This window comes from Micromonospora sp. RP3T, assembly GCF_003027925.1.
Lineage (GTDB): Bacteria > Actinomycetota > Actinomycetes > Mycobacteriales > Micromonosporaceae > Micromonospora.
Genome location: NZ_PYPS01000042.1, coordinates 34,104 through 57,871 on the forward strand (window position 1 = coordinate 34,104; position 23,768 = coordinate 57,871).

General features: G+C 73.8%; 24 protein-coding genes. 7 read left to right on the top strand and 17 right to left on the bottom strand.

Annotated elements, in window-relative coordinates:
• Positions 1 to 106: 106 nt before the first annotated feature.
• The 4 genes from C8054_RS27125 to C8054_RS27140 all read right to left on the bottom strand — a co-directional run bounded on the left by C8054_RS27125 (position 107) and on the right by C8054_RS27140 (position 3,135).
• Positions 107 to 589: an SRPBCC domain-containing protein gene (locus C8054_RS27125; protein ID WP_107161708.1), complete on the bottom strand. Its 483-nt coding sequence runs from the start codon at positions 587 to 589 to the stop codon at positions 107 to 109.
• Between the two features lie 112 nt (positions 590 to 701).
• The gene (locus C8054_RS27130; protein WP_107161711.1) at positions 702 to 911 is read right to left on the bottom strand and encodes a DUF397 domain-containing protein; all 210 of its coding nucleotides are present in this window, start codon (positions 909 to 911) and stop codon (positions 702 to 704) included.
• 161 nt (positions 912 to 1,072) lie between these two features.
• Positions 1,073 to 2,272, bottom strand: a complete 1,200-nt coding sequence (gene fahA, locus C8054_RS27135; RefSeq protein ID WP_107161713.1) for a fumarylacetoacetase — start codon at positions 2,270 to 2,272, stop codon at positions 1,073 to 1,075.
• Positions 2,269 to 3,135 carry a hypothetical protein gene (locus tag C8054_RS27140; protein ID WP_199199941.1) on the bottom strand — a complete coding sequence of 289 codons (867 nt, stop codon included), beginning with the start codon at positions 3,133 to 3,135 and terminating at the stop codon, positions 2,269 to 2,271. The genes fahA and C8054_RS27140 overlap by 4 nt, the downstream gene beginning before the upstream one ends.
• Before the next feature lie 93 nt (positions 3,136 to 3,228).
• Between C8054_RS27140 and C8054_RS27145 the strand changes: the two genes are divergently transcribed.
• Entirely contained in the window at positions 3,229 to 4,395 is a 1,167-nt protein-coding gene (locus C8054_RS27145; RefSeq protein ID WP_107161718.1) for a homogentisate 1,2-dioxygenase, read from the top strand.
• A 51-nt stretch (positions 4,396 to 4,446) separates the two neighbouring features.
• Here C8054_RS27145 and C8054_RS27150 read toward each other — a convergent pair whose 3' ends face one another.
• From C8054_RS27150 to C8054_RS27170, 5 genes are all read right to left on the bottom strand, one after another.
• Entirely contained in the window at positions 4,447 to 5,487 is a 1,041-nt protein-coding gene (locus C8054_RS27150) for an NAD(P)-dependent alcohol dehydrogenase (protein ID WP_107161720.1), read from the bottom strand.
• Between the two features lie 9 nt (positions 5,488 to 5,496).
• Positions 5,497 to 6,495 (bottom strand): lipopolysaccharide assembly protein LapB, encoded by a 999-nt coding sequence (locus C8054_RS27155; RefSeq protein WP_107161722.1) that lies wholly within the window; start codon positions 6,493 to 6,495, stop codon positions 5,497 to 5,499.
• Between the two features lie 42 nt (positions 6,496 to 6,537).
• A complete protein-coding gene (ispF, locus tag C8054_RS27160) occupies positions 6,538 to 7,020 on the bottom strand; it encodes a 2-C-methyl-D-erythritol 2,4-cyclodiphosphate synthase (RefSeq protein WP_107161724.1) in 483 nt (160 codons plus the stop codon).
• A gap of 97 nt (positions 7,021 to 7,117) precedes the next feature.
• A complete protein-coding gene (ispD, locus tag C8054_RS27165; RefSeq protein WP_107161777.1) occupies positions 7,118 to 7,813 on the bottom strand; it encodes a 2-C-methyl-D-erythritol 4-phosphate cytidylyltransferase in 696 nt (231 codons plus the stop codon).
• Between the two features lie 53 nt (positions 7,814 to 7,866).
• Complete coding sequence (locus C8054_RS27170; protein ID WP_091610855.1) at positions 7,867 to 8,352, bottom strand: CarD family transcriptional regulator; 486 nt, start codon at positions 8,350 to 8,352, stop codon at positions 7,867 to 7,869.
• Positions 8,353 to 8,682: 330 nt separating this feature from the next.
• Between C8054_RS27170 and C8054_RS27175 the strand changes: the two genes are divergently transcribed.
• The gene (locus C8054_RS27175; protein WP_107161726.1) at positions 8,683 to 9,363 is read left to right on the top strand and encodes a hypothetical protein; all 681 of its coding nucleotides are present in this window, start codon (positions 8,683 to 8,685) and stop codon (positions 9,361 to 9,363) included.
• 15 nt (positions 9,364 to 9,378) lie between these two features.
• On the opposite strand, the gene C8054_RS27180 is transcribed toward C8054_RS27175, so the two are convergent.
• The 4 genes from C8054_RS27180 to C8054_RS27195 form a co-directional block, all read right to left on the bottom strand.
• On the bottom strand, positions 9,379 to 9,972 hold the full coding sequence (locus C8054_RS27180; protein ID WP_107161728.1) for a hypothetical protein: 594 nt from the start codon (positions 9,970 to 9,972) through the stop codon (positions 9,379 to 9,381).
• 31 nt (positions 9,973 to 10,003) lie between these two features.
• Entirely contained in the window at positions 10,004 to 11,023 is a 1,020-nt protein-coding gene (locus C8054_RS27185; RefSeq protein WP_107161779.1) for a type III polyketide synthase, read from the bottom strand.
• Between the two features lie 77 nt (positions 11,024 to 11,100).
• Positions 11,101 to 12,267: an acyl-CoA dehydrogenase family protein gene (locus tag C8054_RS27190; RefSeq protein ID WP_107161733.1), complete on the bottom strand. Its 1,167-nt coding sequence runs from the start codon at positions 12,265 to 12,267 to the stop codon at positions 11,101 to 11,103.
• Between the two features lie 41 nt (positions 12,268 to 12,308).
• Complete coding sequence (locus tag C8054_RS27195) at positions 12,309 to 13,064, bottom strand: methyltransferase domain-containing protein (protein ID WP_107161735.1); 756 nt, start codon at positions 13,062 to 13,064, stop codon at positions 12,309 to 12,311.
• 45 nt (positions 13,065 to 13,109) lie between these two features.
• Here C8054_RS27195 and C8054_RS27200 point away from each other — a divergent pair, with 45 nt between their 5' ends.
• The 4 genes from C8054_RS27200 (at position 13,110) to disA (ending at position 17,775) form a co-directional block, all read left to right on the top strand.
• Complete coding sequence (locus tag C8054_RS27200) at positions 13,110 to 13,949, top strand: UbiA family prenyltransferase (protein ID WP_107161737.1); 840 nt, start codon at positions 13,110 to 13,112, stop codon at positions 13,947 to 13,949.
• A 142-nt stretch (positions 13,950 to 14,091) separates the two neighbouring features.
• Positions 14,092 to 14,889 carry a hypothetical protein gene (locus C8054_RS27205; protein ID WP_107161739.1) on the top strand — a complete coding sequence of 266 codons (798 nt, stop codon included), beginning with the start codon at positions 14,092 to 14,094 and terminating at the stop codon, positions 14,887 to 14,889.
• Positions 14,890 to 14,996: 107 nt separating this feature from the next.
• Positions 14,997 to 16,445, top strand: coding sequence for a DNA repair protein RadA (radA, locus tag C8054_RS27210; RefSeq protein ID WP_107161781.1), 1,449 nt, complete (start codon positions 14,997 to 14,999; stop codon positions 16,443 to 16,445).
• Between the two features lie 142 nt (positions 16,446 to 16,587).
• Complete coding sequence (gene disA, locus C8054_RS27215) at positions 16,588 to 17,775, top strand: DNA integrity scanning diadenylate cyclase DisA (RefSeq protein ID WP_107161783.1); 1,188 nt, start codon at positions 16,588 to 16,590, stop codon at positions 17,773 to 17,775.
• Between the two features lie 6 nt (positions 17,776 to 17,781).
• Here disA and C8054_RS27220 read toward each other — a convergent pair whose 3' ends face one another.
• The 3 genes from C8054_RS27220 to C8054_RS27230 form a co-directional block, all read right to left on the bottom strand.
• Positions 17,782 to 18,546, bottom strand: coding sequence for a hypothetical protein (locus C8054_RS27220; RefSeq protein ID WP_107161740.1), 765 nt, complete (start codon positions 18,544 to 18,546; stop codon positions 17,782 to 17,784).
• A 105-nt stretch (positions 18,547 to 18,651) separates the two neighbouring features.
• Complete coding sequence (locus C8054_RS27225) at positions 18,652 to 19,215, bottom strand: peptide deformylase (RefSeq protein WP_107161741.1); 564 nt, start codon at positions 19,213 to 19,215, stop codon at positions 18,652 to 18,654.
• Positions 19,212 to 19,724: a glycine cleavage system protein R gene (locus tag C8054_RS27230; RefSeq protein WP_107161743.1), complete on the bottom strand. Its 513-nt coding sequence runs from the start codon at positions 19,722 to 19,724 to the stop codon at positions 19,212 to 19,214. Before C8054_RS27230 ends, C8054_RS27225 begins: the two co-directional genes overlap by 4 nt.
• A 96-nt stretch (positions 19,725 to 19,820) precedes the next feature.
• On the opposite strand from C8054_RS27230, the gene C8054_RS27235 reads away from it, so the two are divergent.
• A complete protein-coding gene (locus C8054_RS27235) occupies positions 19,821 to 20,720 on the top strand; it encodes an A/G-specific adenine glycosylase (protein WP_107161745.1) in 900 nt (299 codons plus the stop codon).
• 79 nt (positions 20,721 to 20,799) lie between these two features.
• On the opposite strand, the gene C8054_RS27240 is transcribed toward C8054_RS27235, so the two are convergent.
• Positions 20,800 to 23,337, bottom strand: a complete 2,538-nt coding sequence (locus tag C8054_RS27240; RefSeq protein ID WP_107161747.1) for an ATP-dependent Clp protease ATP-binding subunit — start codon at positions 23,335 to 23,337, stop codon at positions 20,800 to 20,802.
• Positions 23,338 to 23,768 lie beyond the last annotated feature (431 nt).

A 23,768-nucleotide genomic window follows, 5' to 3' on the forward strand; every position in this document is an offset into this window, starting at 1 on the left:
GGCCGGGGCCGGGCCGCGATCCGGTCGCCCGGCTCACGGCGGGAAGGTCAGCCCGTGCCGTGGCCGCCGGGGCGACCACGAGCGTGCCCGGGCGCGATGCGGGGGCTCAGGCCGCCTCGGTGGAGTGGGCGGGACCGGCGGCCAGCGCCAGGTCGGCCAGGTCACGCCGGAGCGCGCTGTCCACCGCCCGGGCGGCCAGGCCGCCGAGGATCAGCGCCAGCACCTTGCCGTACGGCCGGTTCGGCACCGCCTCCTGCTCGACGGTGACCTCGGTGCAGCCGCGCCGCCGCCGCTCGACGGTCCGCAACGTGAAGGTGATCCGGTAGTCGACGCCGGACCCGGGTGAGCCGAGCACCAGGCGGCGCGGGGGGACGGCCTCGACCACCTCGAACTCCTCCGGCTCGGCCCCGCCGTCCGGCCGGAGGCGGGTCTCCCGCCAGGTGGTGCCCGGCCCGAACGCACCGGCGGTGAGCACCTCGACCGCGCCGACCGCGGAGAGCCAGTCGGCGCGCGCCGGGAGGTCGGTGAGCAGGCGCCAGAGGTCGGCGTCCTGCGCCTCGATGAAGGCGGAAACGGTCACCGTCGACATGGCACCTCCCGTGTCGTCCACGGTACGGGCCGTCACCGATGTGGGGGAGCCCCACCGTGACATTTCCGCCGCCGGTGCCCCCACGGCGGGACACCGGGGTCGCCCGGATCGATCAGTCGCGGAAGGCGTCGCGTCGCAACGCCGTGACGAACGCGCTCCACCCCGGCGGGCTCACCGCGAGCGTCGGACCGGTCGGGTCCTTGGAGTCGCGTACGCCCACCACGCCGTGCGCGGCCACCACGTTCGTGGCCACCTCGACGCAGAGGCCCTGGTCGTTGGAACGGCTGCTGGTGCGCCACACGGCACCGATCAGCTCGGTCATGCTCGGTCCTTCCTGTGTTTCCTGCTGGATGCGCCCGGACCGGCACCGCCCAGGGCCGGCACCGCCCGGGGCGCACCCGATCCGCGTCGATCAACGCGCGAGGAAACGGCCCCGGTCGCACAGTGGGTGCGACCGGGGCCGTGGGCTCGGAAAGCCGGCTCTCAGCGGGCCGGGAGGACCGTCCCGGTGACCTCGCCGAGCGCGATCGTGGTGCCGTCCGGTCCGGGCGCGGTGGCGGTGATCGTCACGGTGTCACCGTCCTCCAGGAACGTCCGCTGGCTGCCGTCGGCGAACTTCACCGGCTCGGACCCGCCCCAGGTGAGTTCCAGGAACGAGCCGACCTGGCCGCGTTCCGGCCCGGACACGGTGCCGGAGGCGTAGAGGTCGCCGGTGCGCAGCGACGCCCCGTTGACGGTGAGGTGCGCGAGCTGCTGGGCCGGCGTCCAGTACATGGTGGCGAACGGCGGCTCGGCCACCCGCTCGCCGTTCCACTCCACCGACAGCGTCAGGTCCAGCCCGAGGTGCGGGGTGTCGCGGAGGTACGCCTGCACCGGCGGGTCCTGGTCGGGCGCGGGCACGAACGCGTCGGCCAGCGCGTCCAGCGGCGTGACCCAGCCGGCGACCGAGGTGGCGAACGACTTGCCCAGGAACGGGCCGAGGGGTTGGTACTCCCAGGCCTGGATGTCCCGGGCCGACCAGTCGTTGACAAGCACCACGCCGAAGACGTGGTCGGCGAAGTCGGCCACCGGGACCGGGTCGCCGAGCCGGCTCGGCACGCCGACCACGAAGCCGACCTCGGCCTCGATGTCGAGGCGTACGGAGGCGCCGGTGGTGGGGCCCTGAGCGCTGGCGCGCTGCCCGGTGGGGCGGACCACGGGCGTGCCGGAGACGACCACCGTGCCGGCCCGGCCGTGGTAGCCGATCGGCACGTGCTTCCAGTTCGGCAGCAGCGGCGGCTGACCGGGCCGGAAGATCTGGCCGACGTTCGAGGCGTGGTACTCCGAGGAGTAGAAATCGACGTAGTCCGCGACCTCGAACGGCAGCACCAGCTCGATCTCGCCCACCGGCACCAGCAGCGGCTCCACCGCCGGCCGGTGCGCCGGATCGGTGAGCAGCTCGATGACGCGTTCCCGGACGGCGGTCCACTGCGGCCGGCCGAGCGCCAGGAACGCGTTGAGCGTCTGCCGGCCCAGCGCGCCGCCGGCCAGCACCAGACCGGCGGCCTCCGCGCCGGCCAGGTCCAGCACGAGGTCGCCGATGCGGACGCCGACGCGCGGCTCGCGGTCGCCGTGCCGGAACACTCCGTACGGCAGGTTCGTCACTCCGTACGGCGAACCCGCCGCCCCCGGTACCCAGCTCACGATTCGTAGCCTCCGTTCACCAGCCCCAGCCGGATCAGATCGGTAAGTGGTTCGGAGATGCTGCACGACCCGTACCCGACCCAGAGCGGGCGTTGCGCCTCGCGCCGGCTCCGGGCCGCCTCGACCACGCGCACCACGTCGGTGACGGCCAGCATCTCGGCCACGCCGTCCACGTCGGCGCCGTCGACCGCGGCCAGCGTGGCGGCCAGCACGTTGACGAAACCGTGGTGGGTGAAGCCGGTCTCCGGGTCGCGGTGCCGGATCGCGTGGTGCAGCCCGGCGGTGAGCTTGAACGGCAGGTCGCGGTCCCGGCAGGCGCAGATGACGGCGGCCAGCTCGACCGGGGTCGGGAACAGCTCGGCGGCCAACCCGCCGGTCCGGAACTTGGCCGCCACCGGCAGTCCGCCGGCCCGCGCCTCGGCGAGCGCGTCCAGCGCCCCCATCAGCCCGAAGGTCAGTGGGATCTCCGCGTAGACGGCGGTGGCGTCGAGCCGCCCGGCGAGCGCGACCAGCTCGGCGAGGCCGGGCTGCGGGTCCTCGCCCCGCTTGGCGACCGGCGCCTCGACCTGCCGGGCGGTGACGCCGTCCGGCGTCAGGGCGGCGAGCGCGGCGGGCAGCCGGTCGAGGCCGGTGTCGCCGATCAGCCCGATGACGAAGCCTTCGGACGGGTCCACCCGGCCGTGCAGCGCGCCGTCCTCGATCTCCGAGGCGGGCAGCAGCAGTGGGCCGACCAGGCCGGCGTACCAGGCGTCGCGGTGCCGGCGGTGCGCGGTCACCGCGTCGGGCAGCGCGGCGTTGCCGGGCGGAAAGACCGCGGCGTCGTCGACCAGGCCGGCGAGGAGGCGGGGCACCTGCGTTGACACGAGAGAAGAATGTACGGGACGCTACGAGGAACGGACAACAGCGTCCGATTATCGGACGCCACCGGCCGGCCAACGGGACATAACGGAGGCGACATGCCGTACTACCGCAGCGTGGGCGAGGTGCCCCGCAAGCGCCACACCCAGTTCCGGCAGCCCGACGGCACGCTCTACGCCGAGGAGCTGGTCGGTCAGGAGGGCTTCTCCGCCGACTCGTCGCTGCTCTACCACCGGCACGCGCCGACCGCGATCCTCGCCGCCGAGGAGTTCGCCCCGCCGACCGTCACCCGGGTGCCGAACCTGCCGCTCAAGCCGCGTCACCTGCGCACCCACAAGCTCGACGGCGGTGGCGCGGACCCGGTGCTCGGCCGGCGTTACCTGCTCGCCAACGACGACGTCCGGATCGCGTACGTGCTGGCCGACCGGCCGTCGCCGCTGTTCCGCGACGCCACCGGCGACCACTGCCTCTACCTGGAGTCCGGCTCGATGCGGGTGGAGTCGCCGTTCGGCGTGCTCGACGCGGTGGCCGGCGACTACGTCGTCATCCCCACCTCGACCATCCACCGCCTGGTGCCGACCGGCGACGAGCCGACCCGGCTGCTCGCCGTCGAGGCGTCCGGCCACATCGGCCCACCCAAGCGCTACCTCTCCGTACGCGGGCAGTTCCTGGAGCACTCGCCCTACTGCGAGCGCGACGTCCGGGGCCCGGACACCCCGCTGCTGGTCGACGGCGAGGAGGTGGAGGTGCTGGTCAAGCACCGGCGCGGTTGGACGAGGTACGTCTACGCGAACCACCCGTTCGACGTGGTCGGCTGGGACGGGCACCTGTACCCGTGGGCGTTCTCCATCCACGACTTCGAGCCGATCACCGGGCGGATCCACCAGCCGCCGCCGGTGCACCAGACGTTCCAGGGCCCGAACTTCGTGATCTGCTCGTTCGTGCCGCGCAAGGTCGACTACCACCCGGCCGCCATCCCGGTGCCGTACAACCACCACAACGTCGACTCGGACGAGATGCTGTTCTACACCGGCGGCAACTACGAGGCCCGGCGCGGCTCCGGCATCGAGCAGGGCTCGATCTCGCTGCACCCGTCCGGCTTCACCCACGGCCCGCAGCCGGGCGCCGCCGAGCGGTCGATCGGGGCGGACTTCTTCGACGAGCTGGCGGTCATGGTGGACACGTTCCGCCCGCTGGACCTCTGCGACGCGGGCACCGCCTGTGAGGACGACGGCTACGCCTGGACCTGGGCGCGCAAGCCCTGACGTACGCGAAGAAGGGGCCGCGCCGGGCGCGGCCCCTTCTTCGGCAGGTCGTCAGAGCGTCGAGGTGTCGATGACGAAGCGGTAGCGCACGTCGGACGCGAGCACCCGCTCGTACGCCTCGTTGATCTTCTCGGCCGGGATCACCTCGATCTCGGCGCCCAGCCCGTGCTCGGCGCAGAAGTCGAGCATCTCCTGGGTCTCCGCGATGCCGCCGATCATCGAGCCGGCGAACGACCGCCGGGCCGGGATCAGCGAGAACGCGCGCACCGACAGCGGGTCCTCCGGCGCGCCCACGTTGACCAGCGTCCCGTCCACGGCCAGCAGCCCGAGGTAGGCGTCCATGTCGATGGCCGCGCTGACCGTGTTGACGATCAGGTCGAACGAGCCGGCCAGCTCCGTGAACGTCCCCTCGTCCGAGGTGGCGTAGTAGTGGTCGGCGCCGAGCCGCAGCCCGTCCTCCCGCTTCTTCAGCGACTGGGACAGCACTGTCACCTCGGCGCCCATGGCGTGCGCCAGCTTGACGGCCATGTGGCCCAGGCCGCCCATGCCGATCACGGCCACCCGCTTGCCCGGCCCGGCGTTCCAGTGCCGCAGCGGCGAATAGGTGGTGATGCCGGCGCAGAGCAGCGGCGCGGCGGCGTCCAGCTCGATGCCGTCCGGGATGCGCAGCACGAAGTCCTCGGTGACCACGATGGCCTGCGCGTAGCCGCCCTGGGTCGGCTGGCCGTCCCGGCCGACCGCCCCGTACGTGCCGATGTTGCCCTTGAGGCAGTACTGCTCCAGACCCTTGCGGCAGTTGTCGCACTCCCGGCAGGAGTCGACCATGCAGCCGACCCCGACCCGGTCGCCGACGGCGAACTTCGTCACCGCGGAGCCGACCTCCCGCACCACGCCGGCGATCTCGTGACCGACCACGATCGGGTAGGTGGTCGGTCCCCATTCGCTGCGCGCGGTGTGGATGTCGGAGTGGCAGATGCCGGCGAACTTGATGTCGATGAGGACGTCGTCCGGGCCGAGGTCCCGCCGCTCGATGGTGGTCGGCGTGAGCGGGTCGGTCGCGGACGTCGCCGCGTAGGCGTTGACAGTCAGCATGCGACTTTCCTACCCCCGGTTGAGCAGGGCGAATCCGGCGACCACCGAGGCCGTGACGGCGCCCACCAGCGGCCACGGGCCGCCGACCAACGCGTAGACCACCAGCAGCACCGGCGCGGCGGCCCCCGCGTAGACGGCCGGCGCCAGACCCCGGGACATCGCATCCCGCACGCCGGGCAGCCGGCTCACCGGCCGCCAGGCCAGCAGCCCCACCCCGACCGCCGCCAGCACCGCGAGCAGCCGGGACGCGACCGGCGCGGTCGGTCCCAGCACGGCGACCAGCACGGTGGCGGCCAGCGACCAGCCGGCGGCGGACAGCACGAGCCGGCGTACGCCCGCGTCGACGGCACGCACCGGATCGGGGCCGGGCGGGGCGATGTCGGCCACCTCGGTCAGGTGCTCCAGTGTCTCCGCGTAGCGCCGTCGCTCCAGCCGGGCCACGCCCGGGTCCCGCCCCGCGCCGGCCAGCTCCGGGTCCAGCCGCAACGCCTCCCGGTAGGCCCGCTCGGCCAGGTCGAACAGCTCCAGCCGAACCGCTACCAGGCCGAGCACGAGGTGCGCCTCCGGCTCGTCCGGCGTCAGCTCGACGCCCCGCCAGGCCGCGTCCAGCGCCGGCTGCCCGTTGCGCGAGGCGGACAGGATGGCGGCGGCGCTGCGCTGCGCGTACGCGTCGGTCGGGCCCAGCGCCAGGAGTTCGTCAGCGGTGCCCGCGGCGGCCTTCCAACGCTCCAGGTCGAGCAGCGCGAACCCGCGTGCGACAAGCGCCGGCGCGTTCCCCGGCGCGGCGGCGACCGCCGCCTCGGCCACCGTCAGCGCCTCGGCGGGACGACCGGCGGCGAGCTGCATCCGGGCCAGCATGGTCAGCGCGGCGAGGTGCGCGGGCTCCGCCGCGATCAGCGCGGCGAGTTCGCCGATCCCCTCGTCGTAGCGGCCCAGCTCGGCGAGGAGGTGGGCGCGTTGCAGGTAGCCGTCGGCGGCGGACTGGTCGGGGGCGGCGTCACTCGGCATCCCGGCGAGCGTAACCGCCGTCACCCGGCGACCCGGAACGGGTCAGGCCGGCGGCGCCTCGTACACCAGCGCCACCGCGATGCCGGCCAGCCCTTCGCCGCGCCCGGTGAAGCCCAGGCCGTCGGTGGTCGCCGCGGACACGGTGACCGGCGCGCCGACCGCCTCGGAGAGCACCCGCTGCGCCTCGTCCCGACGCGAACCGATCCGGGGCCGGTTGCCGACCACCTGCACCGACACGTTGCCGATCACGAAGCCGGCCGCCCGTACCCGGCACGCGCTCTCGGTCAGCAGCGCCACCCCGGAGGCGCCGGCCCACTCCGGCTGGCCGACGCCGAAGTTGGCGCCCAGGTCGCCGAGGCCGGCGGCGGAGAGCAACGCGTTGCAGGCGGCGTGCGCCACCACGTCGGCGTCCGAGTGGCCGGCCAGGCCGTCCTGCCCCGGCCAGTGCAGGCCCGCGACCCAGCAGGGCCGACCGGCCGCGAACGCGTGCACGTCGGTGCCGACGGCCACCCGAGGAACGATCATGACGCCGAGCGTACGCGTACGCCGTGATCAAGGAGTACGGGTCACCGTCGGACCGGACGGCGACGCGAACCCCCTGGTCAACTCCGGAGGTCGCCGGTCAGGCGCCGGTGGTCAGGAGGTGTTCGGCCAGGGTCAGGTCGAACGGGCGGGTGATCTTCAGGGCCAGCTCGGAGCCGGGCACGCAGAAGACCGCGACGCCCTGCTTCTCCACCAGGCCGGCGTCGTCGGTGAGCGGATCACCTGCCGCCCGGTGCGCGGCGGTCAGCACCGGCCGGCGGAAGCCCTGCGGCGTCTGCACCGCGCGCAGGACGGCCCGGTCGACGGTGCCGAGCACCCGCTCGACGGCGTCGACCTCCTTGATCGTGTCGACCACCGGCAGCACCGGGATCACCGCGTCGTGCCCGCCACGGACCGCCGCGGCCACCGACTCGACCAGCTCGGGCGGGGTGAGCGCCCGGGCCGCGTCATGGACCAGGACGATCTCCGGCCCGGCCGGCACGGCGGCGAGCGCCGCCGCGACGGAAGCCTGGCGTTCGGCGCCGCCCGGCACCACGGTCACCGGCGCCACCGGGGCCAGCAGCGCCCGCACCGATTCGACGTCGGCGGCCGGCGCGGCCACCACGATCGTGTGCACCGACGGCGCGGCGGCGATCCGGCGGACGGCGTGCACCAGCAGCGGCTCGCCGCCGAGCGCCCGGAGCGCCTTGGGAGCGCCCGGACCGAGGCGTACGCCGGCACCGGCCGCAGGAACGAGGACCGCGACGTCACCGCGCGGATTGAGCTGCGCGGTCACGTCGCGGTCCTCGGTTTCGTTCATGGTGCTGCGGGTAGAGGCAGCGGTGCGGATCAGGCTTCGGTCAGCACCTTGTCGAGCAGCGACTCCGCCTCGTCCTTCGTGCTCTTCTCGGCCAGCGCGACCTCACCCACGAGGATGTCACGGGCCTTGGCGAGCATGCGCTTCTCGCCCGCCGACAGGCCCCGCTCCCGCTCCCGGCGCCACAGGTCGCGGACGACCTCGGCCACCTTCAGCGGGTTGCCGGAGGCCAGCTTCTCCAGATTTGCCTTGTAACGCCGCGACCAGTTGGTGGGCTCCTCGGTGTGCGGAGCACGGAGCACGTCGAAGACCTTGCCCAGGCCCTCTTCGCCGACCACCTCGCGCACACCCACGATCTCGGCGTTCTCGGCGGGCACCCGGACCGTCAGGTCACCCTGCGCGACCCTCAGGACGAGGTACTCCCTGGGCTCGCCCTTGATGACCCGAGTCTCGATTGCCTCGATGAGTGCGGCCCCGTGGTGGGGGTAAACAACGGTCTCGCCGACACTGAAAACCATAGGTTCGAAACCCCTTTCGCTGTGTCTAGGGTAACACGCTCAGGCACCGATGTCTCACCGCTGTCCTGATCGTTGGCGCAGCTCAGGGGCCCTGTGAGAGGTATTTCTTCGGCTTGACAGGAGGCCAAGACGATGGTTTAGCCACGCTCCGTGACGAACAAATAACTACCCGGTACGGGTGATGACCGGAGCGATCAGATCTAGGGCAATGCGCTCCTTCCATGGTAGCTCCGTAACTCCACCCGCGCCCAGGTGTGGCGGTACGGCCCCCGGTGCGGGACGCTGGTAGTGGACGTGACGTCCGCTCGCCGAGACGTTCCTGGGGGTCCGATGGGCGTGCCTGACGCTGACGGCCAGGGGCCGGCGGACGGACTGCCGGGGCTGCCACCGGAGTGGGGTCGCATCGTCGTGCCCGACGACGCCTCGGCACTCGACGACGAGGCCCGGCAGATCCGCCGCGAGCTGCGCCGCGCCCCGCGCCCCGCCGGGCGCCCCGCCCGGTTCATGCTTCCCCTGCTGGCGCTGCTGGCCTCGGTGTCGATCACGCTCGCCGGCCTGGCCGCCGTCACCTGGCCACGGCCGCACCGCTCCCCCGGCGCGCCCACCGTGCTGCCCCGGTCCACCCCCGCGGCGATCGGCCCGCTGCCCGCGCTCGACCTGGTCGGCGCCGACAACACGCCGGTGCCACTGCGCAGCCTGCTCCCCGCCATGATCATCCTGGTCGACGCCTGCGCCTGCGCCGAGCAGGTCGGCACGGCGGCGGCCACCGCGCCCGCCGGCGTCACCGTGGTCACCGTGACCGAGGGCCGCAGCGCCGGGCCCGCCACCGCGACCGGCGTACGCCCGCTCGGCGACCCGGCCGGCGGCCTGCGCTCCTACCTGCATCTCTCCGCCCGGCCGGGCACCGCCGCCGCGCTGCTCGTGGACCGGCGGGGCACGCTGGTCCGGATGGTGCCGGAGCTGGGGCCGGCGGCGGACTACCAGGCCGACCTGGCCCGGTTGACCGGCTGAACCCGGCTCAGCGGCTCAGTAGAGCGCCTCCAGCCGGGCGTTCAGCTCCACCTCGCCCCGCAGCGCGGCGAACCGCACCCACACCGGCGCGCCCGTGCCGTCCAGGAACGCGACGTTCACCTGCCCGCCGCAGCTCAGTACGCGCTCGACGCCGTCGGCGCCCGCACCGGCCACCCGCATCGACACGGCGCCGTCACCGCCGCAGCCCACCGATAGCCGGTACTCGTCACCCGGCGACGGGTTCGCCTGCCGCACGACCGGCGGGTCACCCGGCATCAGCCGCGACGTCTCCCGCCACACCACGTGCGACACGTTCCCCTGGTGCGTCCCGCCGTCGGGCTCCCCGTCGACCACCACCGGCCAACGGACCTCACCGGTGCGGGGATCGACCTCGGCCACCATCCGGGAGCGGGGTGACGGCCGCTCGGGCGGTGTCGACCCGGCCCCCACGCCGAGATCCACCCGGGACCGGGCGAGGTCGTCGGTGGAGGAACCGACCGTCGTGCCCAACCACGGCGCCGCCGACCGCCACCACCACGCGCCGACCGCCAACGCCAACACGGTCAGGCCCACCAGCACTGCCCGCCGGATCCGCTCCTCCGAGGCCATGCCGGCAGCGTATCGACGCCACGGCGAACCGTCAGCCCGCGCGCTCCAGCAGGGCCGCGTAGAGCGTCAGCCCCGGCCCGAACGCGAGCATCACCACCCGGCGCGGCGGCGACGGCAGGCGGCTCAGCCGGTCCAGGATCAGCAGCACCGTCGGGGACGAACAGTTGCCGTGCTCGGCAAGCGTCTCCCGGGACGCCGCCAGCGCCGTCGGCGGCAGCTCCAGCTCACGCTCCACCACGTTGAGGATCCGGGGGCCGCCCGGATGCACCGCCCAGCCGTCCACCCCGGACCGGTCGCAGCCGTGCCGGGCCAACAGGTCGTCCACCAGGTCACCGACGAACCGGGACAGCACCTTCGGCACCTTCGGCGACAGCCCCATCCGGAAACCGGTGTCGGTGACGTCCCAGGTCATGTGGTCGGCGGTGGAGGTGTCGGTGACGGAGGTGACCTCGCGCAACGCGTACCCCGGGCCGCCCGGAACCACCACGGCGGCGACCGCGGCGTCCGAGAACAGCGCGTGCGAGACGATCTGCTGGGTGTCCACCCGGGCACCCGGCGGCTGGATGTGCAGGCTGGTCAGCTCCGCGCAGAGCAGCAGCGCCGGCCGCCCCCGGGCGGTGACGAAGTCGCTCGCCGCGCCGAGCCCGGGCAGCGCCGCGTAGCAACCCATGTGGCCGACGAACATCCGCTGGGTGTCCGGGGCCATGCCGAGGTCACGGGCCAGCAGGATGTCCAGGCCGGGCGTCGCGTAACCGGTGCAGGAGCAGACCACGAACAGCCCGATGTCGCCGGCGTCCAGGCCGGCGGCGGTGAGCGCGCGGCTGACCGCCTCCTTCCCGAGCGGCAACGCCTCGACCTGGTAGCGGCGCATCCGACGCTCGGTCGGCCACTCCGAGACGTCCTCCAGCAGCGGATTCACCGCCGCCTGCCGCCGGGTCACCCCGGAGTTGGCGAAGATCTTCTCGGCCAGCACCCGCGTGGTGCCCGAGAAGTGCTTCTCGAAGAAACCCGTCCACAGCTCGTCCTGCGCGGCGCCCGGCGGCAGCGCCATGCCCAGACCCGCGATCACCGGTACGCCCACGTCCCCACCTCAGCTTCGCTCAGTCCTGCGGCCCGTCGAACTCCGGCTTACCAACGAGGGACCGTGCTGTCCCGGTCCGGGTCGCCGCCGAGCGCGGCGATGCCGAGCCAGTCGGCGCACACGTCGGAGGTGGCCGGGTGCAGCGAACCGCACCGGGCGTCCCGGTAGAGGCGCTCCAACGGATGACCGCGGCGGGTCGCCGACGTGCCGGCCGCCTCCAGCATGGACGCCGCCACCTCCGCGGCGGTGGTGCCGGCCAGCAGCTTGGCCCGCCACACCCAGCGGTTCGTCTCGGCGGAGCCGGGTTCCTCGTCGACCCGGCGGGCCGCCTCGGCGACCACCAGCTCGGCGGCGGCGGTGGCCGCGTCCGCCCGGCCCAGCCGGGCCCGGACCGCCGGCAGCCCGGCCAGGCCGCGGGTGTTCAGGTGCTCGGCGGCGGCGTCGATCGCCGCCCGGGCCACCCCGACGTAGACGGCGGCGTAGCTGGCCACCAGCCAGTGCGGCATGAGCTGGGCCACCACCAGCGCCAACCCCTCCACGCCGCCGAGCAGCCGGTCGGCCGGGACGGTCACGTCCAGGTGCAGGTCGTGCGAGGAGGTGGCGCGCATGCCGAGCGAGTCCCAGGTCGGCTCGACCGTGATCCCCTCCCCGGCCGGCACCAGGAACTGAGAGACCACCGACTGGTCGGTGGCGCTGCGCGCGGCCACCAGGTAGCCGTCCGGGTGGCCGGCGCCGGAGCAGAACGTCTTGCTGCCCTTGACGTGCCAGCCGCCGTCGACCGGTTCGTATACGGTGCTGAGCTGGGACAGCCGCGCGCCCGCGCCGCGCTCGCTCATCGCCACCGCGTACCACGCGCCGTCGGCCGCCGCGCGCAACAGCCGGTCGCGGGCGGCCAGCGCCTCCTCCGGCACGCCGAGCGCCTCGGCCAGCTCCTCGGTCACCGCGCCCAACGCCCCGGTGACCGAGGCGTGCATGTTGAACACCAGCGCGGTGGCGCCGTTGCCCCGGGCCAGCTCGGTGGCGACGGCGGCGTACTCGGCGAAGGTCGCGCCCTGCCCGCCCAGCTCACGCGGGACCATCAGGCCGAACAGGCCGGCCTGGCGAAGGTCGGCGAAGTCGTCCACCGGGAACGAGCCGTCCCGGTCGTGCCCGGCCGCGCGGGCGGCCAGTCGCGGCGCCAACCGGCGGGCCGCCTCCAGCGCGTACACGGTCATGTCGCCCCCTTCTCGGCGTCCCTTACCCCCGGTGACCTCCGCTATCCGCCCCGGCGGCCACTGCCCTGGTAGAGCACCGCCGTCGACCGCGTCGGCACGATGCGCGGCTCCGTCCGCACCGGACGGTCGCCACCCCGCCACCGGCGCAGCAACCAGGCCAGCGTGCCGCCCAGCTGCGGCCGGACCCCGCGCAGGCGCAACGACACGCCGTGCCGGGCACACTCGGTGACCAGCGCGCGGGCGTCCACGAACAGCCGGTGGTCGTGGATGCCGCGCGGCACGGTCGGCAACCGCTCGCCCAACTCCACCGCGACCAGCCGGGCCAGCAGCGTGTCGTTGAGCGTGTCCAGCACCAGCAGGCCGCCGGGCCGCAGCAACCGGCACGCCTCGGCCACCGCCCGCCGCCAGTCCGGCACGTGCTCCAACAGCTCACCGGCGGAGACCACGGCGGCGCAGCCGTCGGCCAGCGGCACGGCGGTGGCGTCGCCCTGGAGCACCGTCACGCCGTGCGTGGCGGCCTGGTCGAGCGCGGAGCGGGTCAGGTCCACCCCGACGTGCCGGTAGCCCTTGCCGGCCAGGTGCGGCGCCAGCAGCCCGGCCCCGCAGCCGAGGTCGACCAGCAGGTCGTCCCGGGTGGACGCCGGCGGCACCAGGGCGGCACGGGCGCGGGCCAACCAGTGCAGCATGGCGAAGGCGCCGTCGGGTCGCCACCACTCGCCGGCCAGGTCGTCGTACTGTCGGGGGTCGTTCGGGGACAGCGCCCGGTGCGGGCTGGACACCGGCGACGCGTCGGGCATGGACCGAGCGTGGCACGACTACCCGGTAACGACCAGACTTCCCTTATGTCGACGCGGGTGTTAGGGCTGGTCAGAGCGAGCCATCCGGAGCCGGCCGCGGCGGTCGTCGTGGTCGCCGCGCTGCTCGCCGCCGGCGTCGGGCACTCCGCCGCCGGCGTGGTCACGGTGGCGCTGACGGTGCTGGCCAGCCAGCTCGCCGTCGGCTGGAGCAACGACCTGATCGACGCCGACCGGGACGCCGCGGTGGGGCGTACCGACAAACCGGTGACCACCGGCGCGGTCGCCCGGCCGACGCTGGCCCGGGCCGCCGCGGTGGCCGCCGTCGCCACCCCGTTGCTGGCGCTGACCGGCGGCCCGGCCGCCGCGGCCTGCGCCACGCTGGGGCTGGTCTCCGCGCTGCTCTACAACAAGCCGCTGAAGTCGACGGCGGTGTCGGTGCTGCCCTACGCGGTCTCGTTCGGCGCACTGCCCGCGTTCGTGGTGCTGGCCCGGCCCGGCTCGCCCGCGCCGCCGGCCTGGCTGGTGGCCGCCGCCGCGCTGCTGGGCGCCGGGGCGCACTTCGCGAACGTGCTGCCCGACCTGGCCGACGACGCCCGCACCGGGGTGCGCGGGCTGCCCCACCGACTGGGCCCCACGGGCAGCCGGCTGGCCGCCGCCGGGCTGCTCCTCGCCGCCACCGTCGCGCTGGTGTTCGGCCCGCCCGGACCGCCGTCGTGGACCGGCCTGTCGGCGGTGGCCGCCGCCGTCGCGGTGCCGGCCCTCGGTTGGTACGCCGGGCGCACCGCGACCGCCGCCGGTGGCCGACCGGTGGCCGCCTTCCGGTCGGTGCTGGTGGTGGCGCTCATCGATGTGGTGCTGCTGGTGGCGAACGGCCGGGTGGTCTGAGCCGTCGCCGCCGAGGGTGGCATTGCCGGGTCCGCGTGCGGGCCTCGATCAGCTCCAACTACCCTGGAGCGCGGTCTGCGCGGGTATGGCCACCCCGTGCCCGGGGGTCGACCGGGCGGGGATCGTGACGAGGAGGACCGACGTGACGCGCTCGATCAGGGGTTCCCGGCGACCGGCCCTGCTGCTGGCCGGCTCGGCGGCGGCGGCGAGCCTGCTGCTGTCCGGGTGCGGCGCCGGTCAGATCGCCGAGACCGCCAACAAGATCCCGTCGGTCCAGGGCGTCAACGTCCAGACCTCCGACAACCTCTACAAGGTGCGCGGGCTCTACGTGCAGTTCCCCGGCCCGGAGGGCTACCAGGCCGGCGCGACCGCCCCGCTGAACGTCGTGATCTACAACGACAGCGAGGCCCCGGTGACGGTGACCGTCACCACCGACAGCGCCCGGGAGATCCTGCTGACCGGCGCGGCCGGCTCCAACGGCGCGGCCACCCCGACCGGCTCGCCGACCGAGCCGGCGTCGGCGTCGCCCACCGCCACCGACCCGAGCGCCTCCCCCAGCCAGTCGCTGGAGGTGCCCGCCTCACCGTCCGCGTCGCCCAGCGGGTCGCCGTCGGAGAGCGGGTCCCCGTCGGGAAGCGCGTCGCCGTCGGAGAGCGCGTCGGCGCCCGCCGGCCAGCCGGCCCGGATCGAGATCCCGGCGCTCGGCTACGCGCAGCTCAACAGCGGCAACCCGCAGTTCCTCCAGCTCGTCGGCCTGAACCAGAAGCTCCTCGTCGGCCAGCAGGTCAACCTGACCTTCGACTTCGGCGGCGGCAAGGTGATCAAGACGCCGGCACCGATCGGTGTCCCGCTGACCCCGCCGGCGCAGCCGTCCCAGATCGTCAACCCGCGCGAGCACGCCGCCGAAGAGGGTGGCACCGAGGGCGGCAGCCACGGCTGACGCCGTACCCCCGTTCCGTCCGACACCGCCGCGGTGGCCAGCGCCACGCGGCGGTGTCGTCGTCTCGGCGGTGGGCGTTCGTCGTACCGGCCGGATAGCGTCCGGTGGTGACCACGCCCCGATCGACCCCGTCCCGCGCCGGCGCCGGCCGCGGTCGCGCCGCCGCCCGCGAACCCCGCCCGGCCTACGAGTGCGACGCCTGCGGCCACCAGCCGCCCAAGTGGATGGGCCGGTGCCCCGAGTGCGGCGAGTGGGGCTCGGTGGTCGAGTCCACGGTCACCGGCCCGCTGGTCTCCGGTCGGGTGGTCAGTTCCCGGATGCCGGCCGAGCCGGCCCGCCCGATCGCCACCATCAGCGCCGCGCCGGCCCGGGCCCGGCCCACCGGCGTCAGCGAGCTCGACCGGGTGCTCGGCGGCGGGCTGGTGCCCGGCGCGGTGGTGCTGCTGGCCGGTGAGCCGGGCGTCGGCAAGTCGACGCTGCTGCTCGACGTCGCCCAGCAGTGGGCGGCCGGCGCGGGCAGCCCGTCGCTGGTGGTCAGCGGCGAGGAGTCGGTCAGCCAGGTGCGGTTGCGGGCCGAGCGGATGGGCACCCTGCACGACCAGCTCTACCTGGCCGCCGAGAGCGACCTGGCGGCGGTGCTCGGCCACCTCGACGCGGTCAAGCCGGGCCTGCTGGTGCTCGACTCGGTGCAGACCATCTCCACCACCGGCACCGAGGGCGTGCCCGGTGGCGTGACGCAGGTGCGCGCCGTCACCGCGGCGGTGGTCGCGGTGGCCAAGGAGCGCGGCATCGCCACCGTCCTGGTCGGGCACGTCACCAAGGACGGCCAGGTGGCCGGCCCCCGGGTGCTGGAGCACCTGGTGGACGTGGTGCTCCACTTCGAGGGCGACAAGCACTCCTCGCTGCGAATGGTGCGCGGCGTGAAGAACCGGTTCGGGGCCGCCGACGAGGTGGGCTGCTTCGAGATGCACGAGGGCGGCATCAGCAGCCTGGCCGACCCGTCCGGCCTGTTCCTGACCCGCTATTCCGAGCCGGTGCCGGGCACCTGCGTCACGGTGGCCATGGAGGGCCGGCGGGCGCTGGTCACCGAGGTGCAGGCGCTGATCGGGGCCACGGTCGCCGGTTCGCCACGGCGTACCGTCTCCGGTCTCGACGGCGCCCGGCTGGCCATGGTGCTGGCGGTGCTCCAGCGGCGCACCGAGCGGCTGACGCTGCACGACCGCGAGGTCTTCGCCGCCACCGTCGGCGGCATCCGGGTGGTCGAGCCGGCCGCCGACCTGGCGGTGGCGCTCGCGGTGGCGTCCGGCGGGCTCAACCTCGCGCTCAACCCGCACCTGGTCGCCATCGGCGAGGTCGGGCTCACCGGTGAGGTGCGCCGGGTCGGCGCGGTGTCCCGGCGGCTGGCCGAGGCCGCCCGGCTGGGCTTCCGACTGGCCCTGGTGCCGCCCGGCGCCGGCCCCGGCAGCGGCGGCATGGCCCCCGAGCAGATGCGGGTGATCGAGGTCACGGACGTGCGCGCGGCGCTCCAAGCCGCCGCCCGAGCATCCGCGGAGTGACAGTGGGTAGTCACGTGCCGGGCGCGGCCGGACGATTCCGGACAGGTCACGCCGCCCGCAGGCGACCCGTCGCGCCCGACCTCACGACACATCACAGTAACCACGAGAGCACCCACCGCACCGCAGTCCGTAGACTGTGCCCGTGCCGATCGACCGCGATGCCACCAAGCCCGCAACGGCGACGCCGCAGGCCCGCACCGGCGCCGTGAGCGGCAGCCCCACCCGCGCCATCAGCGTGAGCGTCGCCGGCAGCGTCGGCGGGGCCGGGGCCGACCCGCTGCGGGCCAATCTCGCCCTGATGGCACCGGGCACCGCGCTCCGCGACGGCCTGGAGCGGATCCTGCGCGGTCGCACCGGCGCGTTGATCGTCCTCGGCTACGACAAGGTGGTCGAGCAGATCTGCACCGGCGGCTTCCCGATGGATGTCGAGTTCTCCGCCACCCGGGTCCGCGAGCTGTGCAAGATGGACGGCGCCGTGGTGCTCTCCAGCGACGGCACCCGCATCGTCCAGGCCGGCGCGCACCTGATGCCCGACCCGTCCATCCCCACCGAGGAGTCCGGCACCCGGCACCGCACCGCCGAGCGGGTGGCCCGGCAGACCGGCTACCCGGTCATCTCGGTCAGCCAGTCGATGCGGATCATCAGCCTCTACGTCAACGGCCAGCGGCACGTGCTCGACGACTCCGCGGCGATCCTGTCCCGGGCCAACCAGGCCCTGGCCACGCTGGAGCGCTACAAGCTCCGGCTGGACGAGGTCTCCGGCACGCTCTCCGCGCTGGAGATCGAGGACCTGGTCACCGTCCGCGACGCGGTCGCCGTGGTGCAGCGGCTGGAGATGGTCCGGCGGATCGCCGACGAGATCGCCGGCTACGTGGTGGAGCTGGGCACCGACGGCCGGCTGCTGGCGCTCCAGCTCGACGAGCTGATGGCCGGCGTGGACGCCGACCGCACCCTGGTCATCCGCGACTACCTGCCGGTCGGCCGCAAGTCACGCACGCTCGACGAGGCGCTCGTCGAGCTGGACCTGCTCAGCGCCACCGAGCTGATCGACCTGGTGGCGGTGGCCAAGGCGATCGGCTACCCGTCCGCCTCGGACGCGCTCGACGCGGCGGTCAGCCCGCGCGGGTTCCGCCTGCTGGCCAAGGTGCCCCGGCTGCCCGTGGCCGTGGTCGACCGGCTGGTGGTGCACTTCGGCAGCCTCCAGCGGCTGCTCGGGGCGACAGTGGAGGATCTTCAAGCGGTCGACGGGGTGGGCGACGCCCGCGCCCGGGGCGTCCGCGAGGGCCTGTCCCGGCTCGCCGAGGCGTCCATCCTGGAGCGGTACGTCTGACCCGGCTCAGCCGGTGACGGTCAGCTTCACCGGCTCGCTGATCTTGGTGCCGACCCGGGCGAAGACCTGGTACGTGCCGATCGGGGCGTACGGGCCGGCGGCCAGTCCGTCGGCGCAGCGGGTGGTGTCCCGCCCGTTCCAGCCCAACTCGTAGGCGCGCTCGAAGTTCGGCGTGAAAGACTGCACGTCCGAGCCCTTGCCGGTGCCGCAGGTGTCCGACGACCAGATCTTCTCCGCGCCCGCCTTGACGTAGAGCTCCTGGAGATCGGCGCCGACGTCCCGGCTGCACGTGCGGTTCGAGACGTTCTTGACCTTGAGGCGCAGCGTGACCACCGTGCCCCGCTGGGCGGCGGCCGGCACCGCGACCGGCGTCACCTGAAGCTCGGCGTCGGTGCAGGCGCCGTCGGCGGAGACCGGCTCCCCGGACGCGCCGCCGTCGCCCGAGCCGTCACCCGTGCCCGACCCGCCCCCGGTGCTCGTGCCGCCGCCACTGCTCGTGCCACCACCGTCGGCGCCGGTGTCACCACCCGAGGCATCCGGCGCCGGCGACGGGCTGGCCGTCTGCGGGGTCAGCACCGAGCCGGAGGGGCCCGGGGCCGCCCCGGCGGAGCCGCCCGGCGACGGGTCACCCCCGCCCGGCCCGCCGGCGTTACGGTCCGTGCCGGTGCAGGAGTAGAGCAGGACAATCAGGAAGAGCAGGCCCGCGCCGAGCACGACGGCACGACGCCGCCAGTACACGGTGGGGGGCAGGGGGCCGACCGTCAGACGCATGATGCGCCTACCGTAGCCGCGCGACGCTCGGTGCGCCGGTCCGACGCGCCGGTGACCGCGTGTCACCCCGATCCGGGCATCCACTGTGGAACGCCACGGGGTCGGTCAGAGATAGACCTGCCGCTGGTAGACGGCGTGCGCCCCGGCCACCCGGTCGAGGAAGAGCAACCCGGCGCAGTGGTCGATCTCGTGCTGGAGCGCACGCGCCTCGAAACCGTCGGTCACCAGCCGTACCGGCTCCCCGCTGCCCGGCAGCGCCCCCTCCACCACCAGGCGACTGGCCCGCTTCACGTCGCCGGTCAGGTCGGGCACCGACATGCAGCCCTCGCGGCCGGCCTTCCACCGGCTCGCCTCCACCACCCGGGCGTTGCACAGCACGAATGTGCCGTGCACGGTGACCGCCTTCGGATGCCCCGTCACGTCCACCGCGAACACCTGGGCGTTCACCCCGATCTGCGGCGCCGCCAGCCCCACACAGCCCGGCGAGACACGCATGGTGGCCACCAGGTCGGCGGCCAGCCGCACCACCTCGTCCGAGGTGGGGTCGACCTCCGGACCGGGCCGGCTCAGCACCGGCTCCGGGGCGGCGACCACCGGACGGACCTCGCCCGGGACACCCAGCTTCTCCGGTGTCCAGCCACCCAGGCCGGCGTACCCCTCGCCGGTCACAGCAGGTCCGAGTCCGCCGGGCGGAGGCTGACGCCGACACCCAGCTCGGCCGCCGCCCGGGTGAGCCGCCCGGCCACCTCGTCCGAGCTGCCCGGCGGCAGCTCCACCTCGGCGACCACCACGTAGAGCGAGCCGGTCAGCCGGGTGCTCAGGTCGGTCACGTTGCCGCCGGCGTCGGCCAGCACCCGGGTCATCGCCGCGACGATGCCCATCCGGTCCGCGCCGTGCACCGCCAGCACGTACGGCTCGCCGACCGGCACGCTGGCGCTGTCCGGGGCGACCGCGCGTACGGTGGCCAGCAGGTACCCGTCGGCGGCGAGCGGGGCCAGCGCGGCCTCGACGTCGGCGGCGGCCGGGCCCACGCAGATCAGCGTCATCGCGAAGTGGCCGCGCAGCCGGGTCATCGTCGAGTCGGTGAGGTTCGCGCCGAGCCGGGCGAGGGCCTCCGCGACGTCGGCGACGATGCCCGGCCGGTCCCGGCCGATGACGGTGATCGCGAGCTCGTTCATTCGGACATTCTGCCGCGCCGCCGAAGTGCCGCCGCGGCGGCCCACCCGGCCCGCCCAATCAGCGGGATCCCCGCCCGTGACATCATCGGCACCGCCATGACTGAGCCCACTTTCGCCACCCAGGTCAGCCGGTGGTACGAGCGCAACGCCCGCGACCTGCCCTGGCGCAAGCCCGGCATCGGCGCCTGGGCGATCCTGGTCAGCGAGGTCATGCTCCAGCAGACGCCGGTGGTCCGCGTGGTGCCCGCGTGGGAGGCGTGGCTGGCCCGCTGGCCGGAACCGCGCGCGCTGGCCGAGGACACCCCGGCCGAGGCGATCCGGATGTGGGGCCGGCTCGGCTACCCCCGCCGGGCGGTACGCCTGCGCGAGTGCGCGGTGGCCGTCGTGGAGCGGCACGGCGGCGTGGTGCCCGACCGACTGGACCAGTTGCTGGCGCTGCCCGGCGTCGGCACGTACACGGCCCGGGCGGTGGCCGCGTTCGCGTACGGGCAGCGGCACCCGGTGGTCGACACCAACGTCCGGCGGGTGGTGTGCCGGGCGGTCGCCGGTGAGCCGGACGCCGGCCCGACCACCCGACCCGCCGACCTGGTCGCCACCGAGGAGTTGCTGCCGATCGAGCCGGCCGCGGCGGCTCTGGCCAGCGCCGCCTTCATGGAACTCGGGGCGGTCGTCTGCACCGCCCGGTCGCCCCGTTGCGCGGTGTGTCCGGTCGAGTCGAGCTGCGCCTGGCGGGCCTCCGGGCAGGCCGCCCCGGACGGTCCGACCCGCCGCCCGCAGCGCTACGCCGGCACCGACCGGCAGGTACGCGGCCTGCTCCTGGCGGTGCTCCGGGAGACCACCGGGCCGGTGCCGCACCAGCGGCTGGACCAGGTCTGGCACGACGACGTGCAGCGGGCCCGGGCGCTGGCCGGGCTGGTCACCGACGGGCTGGTCGAGCCGGTCGGCCCGGAGTCCTTCCGACTGGCCGGCGACGGCCCCCCGATCCCGCTGCCCTGACCCACGGGTGGCACGGGAAAGGCGACGGCCCCGGTGGCTCTCGCCGACCGGGGCCGTCGCCCTGGAACAGTTGCCCGCCTTACGCGGCGGCGTCGTCCGCGCCGGTGGCGGCGGCGCCGAGATCCGCCGGGACCGCGTCCGGCACGGCGTCCGGCCGGTCCGCGCCCCGGAAGACGAGCTTGGACTTGTCGATGTTCTCCGGGTCGCCCTCGCAGTCCACCACCACGATCTGACCCGGGGTCAGCTCGTTGAAGAGGATCCGCTCGGACAGGTTGTCCTCGATGTCGCGCTGGATCGTGCGACGCAGCGGCCGTGCGCCCAGCACCGGGTCGAAGCCCTTCTTCGCCAGGTACTTCTTGGCGTTGTCGGTCAGCTCCAGACCCATGTCCTTGTTGCGCAGCTGGCCCTCGATCCGCTGGATCATGATGTCCACGATCTGCAGGATCTCGTTCTCGCGCAGCTGGTGGAAGACGATGGTGTCGTCGATCCGGTTCAGGAACTCGGGCCGGAAGTGCTGCTTGAGCTCGTCGTTGACCTTCTGCTTCATCCGGTCGTAGTTCGACTCGGAGTCCTCCGAGGCCTGGAAGCCCAGGGAGACCGCCTTGGCGACGTCCCGCGTGCCGAGGTTGGTGGTCAGGATGATGACCGTGTTCTTGAAGTCCACGATCCGGCCCTGGCCGTCGGTGAGACGCCCGTCCTCCAGGATCTGGAGGAGCGTGTTGAACACGTCCGGGTGGGCCTTCTCGATCTCGTCGAAGAGGACCACCGAGAACGGCCGGCGACGCACCTTCTCGGTGAGCTGGCCGCCCTCGTCGTAGCCGACGTAGCCGGGAGGGGCACCCACCAGCCGGGAGACCGTGTAGCGGTCGTGGAACTCGGACATGTCCAGCTGGATGAGGGCGTCCTCGCTGCCGAACAGGAACTCGGCGAGCGCCTTGGACAGCTCGGTCTTACCGACACCGGACGGGCCGGCGAAGATGAATGAGCCGGACGGGCGCTTCGGGTCCTTCAGGCCGGCCCGGGTCCGCCGGATCGCCTTCGAGACCGCCTTGACCGCGTCCTCCTGGCCGATGACGCGCTTGTGCAGCTCGTCCTCCATCCGCAGCAGGCGCGAGGTCTCCTCCTCGGTCAGCTTGTAGACCGGGATGCCGGTCCAGTTGCCGAGCACCTCGGCGATCTGCTCGTCGTCGACCTCGCTGACGACGTCCAGGTCACCGGCCTTCCACTCCTTCTCCCGCTGGGCCTTCTGGCCGAGGAGCTGCTTCTCCTTGTCGCGGAGCTGAGCGGCCCGCTCGAAGTCCTGCGCGTCGATCGCGGACTCCTTGTCGCGGCGCACCTGGGCGATGCGCTCGTCGAAGTCACGCAGGTCCGGCGGCGCGGTCATCCGGCGGATGCGCATCCGGGCACCGGCCTCGTCGATCAGGTCGATCGCCTTGTCCGGCAGGAAGCGGTCGGAAATGTACCTGTCGGCAAGCGTCGCGGCGGCCACGAGCGCGGCGTCGGTGATGCTCACCCGGTGGTGCGCCTCGTAGCGGTCCCGCAGGCCCTTGAGGATCTCGATGGTGTGGGCCAGCGACGGCTCACCCACCTGGATCGGCTGGAAACGGCGCTCGAGCGCGGCGTCCTTCTCCAGGTGCTTGCGGTACTCGTCGAGCGTGGTCGCGCCGATGGTCTGCAGCTCGCCGCGAGCCAGCATGGGCTTGAGGATGCTGGCGGCGTCGATCGCGCCCTCGGCGGCGCCGGCGCCGACCAGGGTGTGGATCTCGTCGATGAACAGGATGATGTCGCCGCGGGTGCGGATCTCCTTGAGCACCTTCTTGAGGCGCTCCTCGAAGTCACCGCGGTAACGCGAACCGGCCACCAGGGCACCGAGGTCGAGCGTGTAGAGCTGCTTGTCCTTGAGCGTCTCGGGCACCTCGCCCTTGATGATCTTCTGGGACAGGCCCTCCACCACGGCGGTCTTGCCGACACCGGGCTCACCGATCAGCACCGGGTTGTTCTTGGTGCGGCGGGACAGCACCTGCATGACCCGCTCGATCTCCTTCTCGCGCCCGATGACCGGGTCGAGCTTGCCCTCGCGGGCGGCCTGGGTCAGGTTGCGGCCGAACTGGTCCAGCACGAGGCTGGTCGACGGCGCGGCCTCGCCCGGCGCGGCGCCCGCGGCGGCCGGCTCCTTGCCCTGGTAGCCGGAGAGCAGCTGGATCACCTGCTGGCGGACCCGGTTGAGGTCGGCGCCGAGCTTGACCAGCACCTGGGCGGCCACGCCCTCGCCCTCGCGGATCAGGCCGAGCAGGATGTGCTCGGTGCCGATGTAGTTGTGGCCGAGCTGCAGCGCCTCGCGCAGCGACAGCTCCAGCACCTTCTTGGCCCGCGGCGTGAACGGGATGTGCCCGCTCGGCGCCTGCTGGCCCTGGCCGATGATCTCCTCGACCTGCTGGCGGACGCCCTCGAGGGAGATGCCGAGGCTCTCCAGGGCCTTTGCCGCGACACCCTCACCCTCGTGGATCAGGCCCAGCAGGATGTGCTCCGTACCGATGTAGTTGTGGTTGAGCATCCGGGCCTCTTCTTGGGCCAGGACGACAACCCGTCGCGCTCGGTCGGTGAACCGCTCGAACATGCCCTCGTGCTCCTCACATGCCGTGCGCCTTGATGGTCAGATCTCGGCGGGGCCGGTGCGCGGACGTCCGGGACGGGCGTCCGTGCCTCCTTACTCTATCGCCGCGGACCGTCTCCGCTGAGGTCGTGTGACCCCGCCGATGACCGTTCCGACGTCGTTTCTGCCAACCGTCCACGCTCAGGAGGTGTTCCGGGACCCCCGCCTGTACGCGCAGAGCGAAATTCGACCGTCGGCGGAAGGCCCCGGTCGAGGGGGCTCCGGCGGGGTCGAGGCACCCGCCACGGTCGTCCACAGCCTGTGGACGGAATCTCCACCGCCTGTGGACAACCCTCCCGGACGCCGGATTCTTCCCGGGTCGGCGGCCGGTCCCGACCCGCCCACCGACCCCTGCCCGGGAAAAAGACATCGGCGACGAAGGGGACGAAACACCG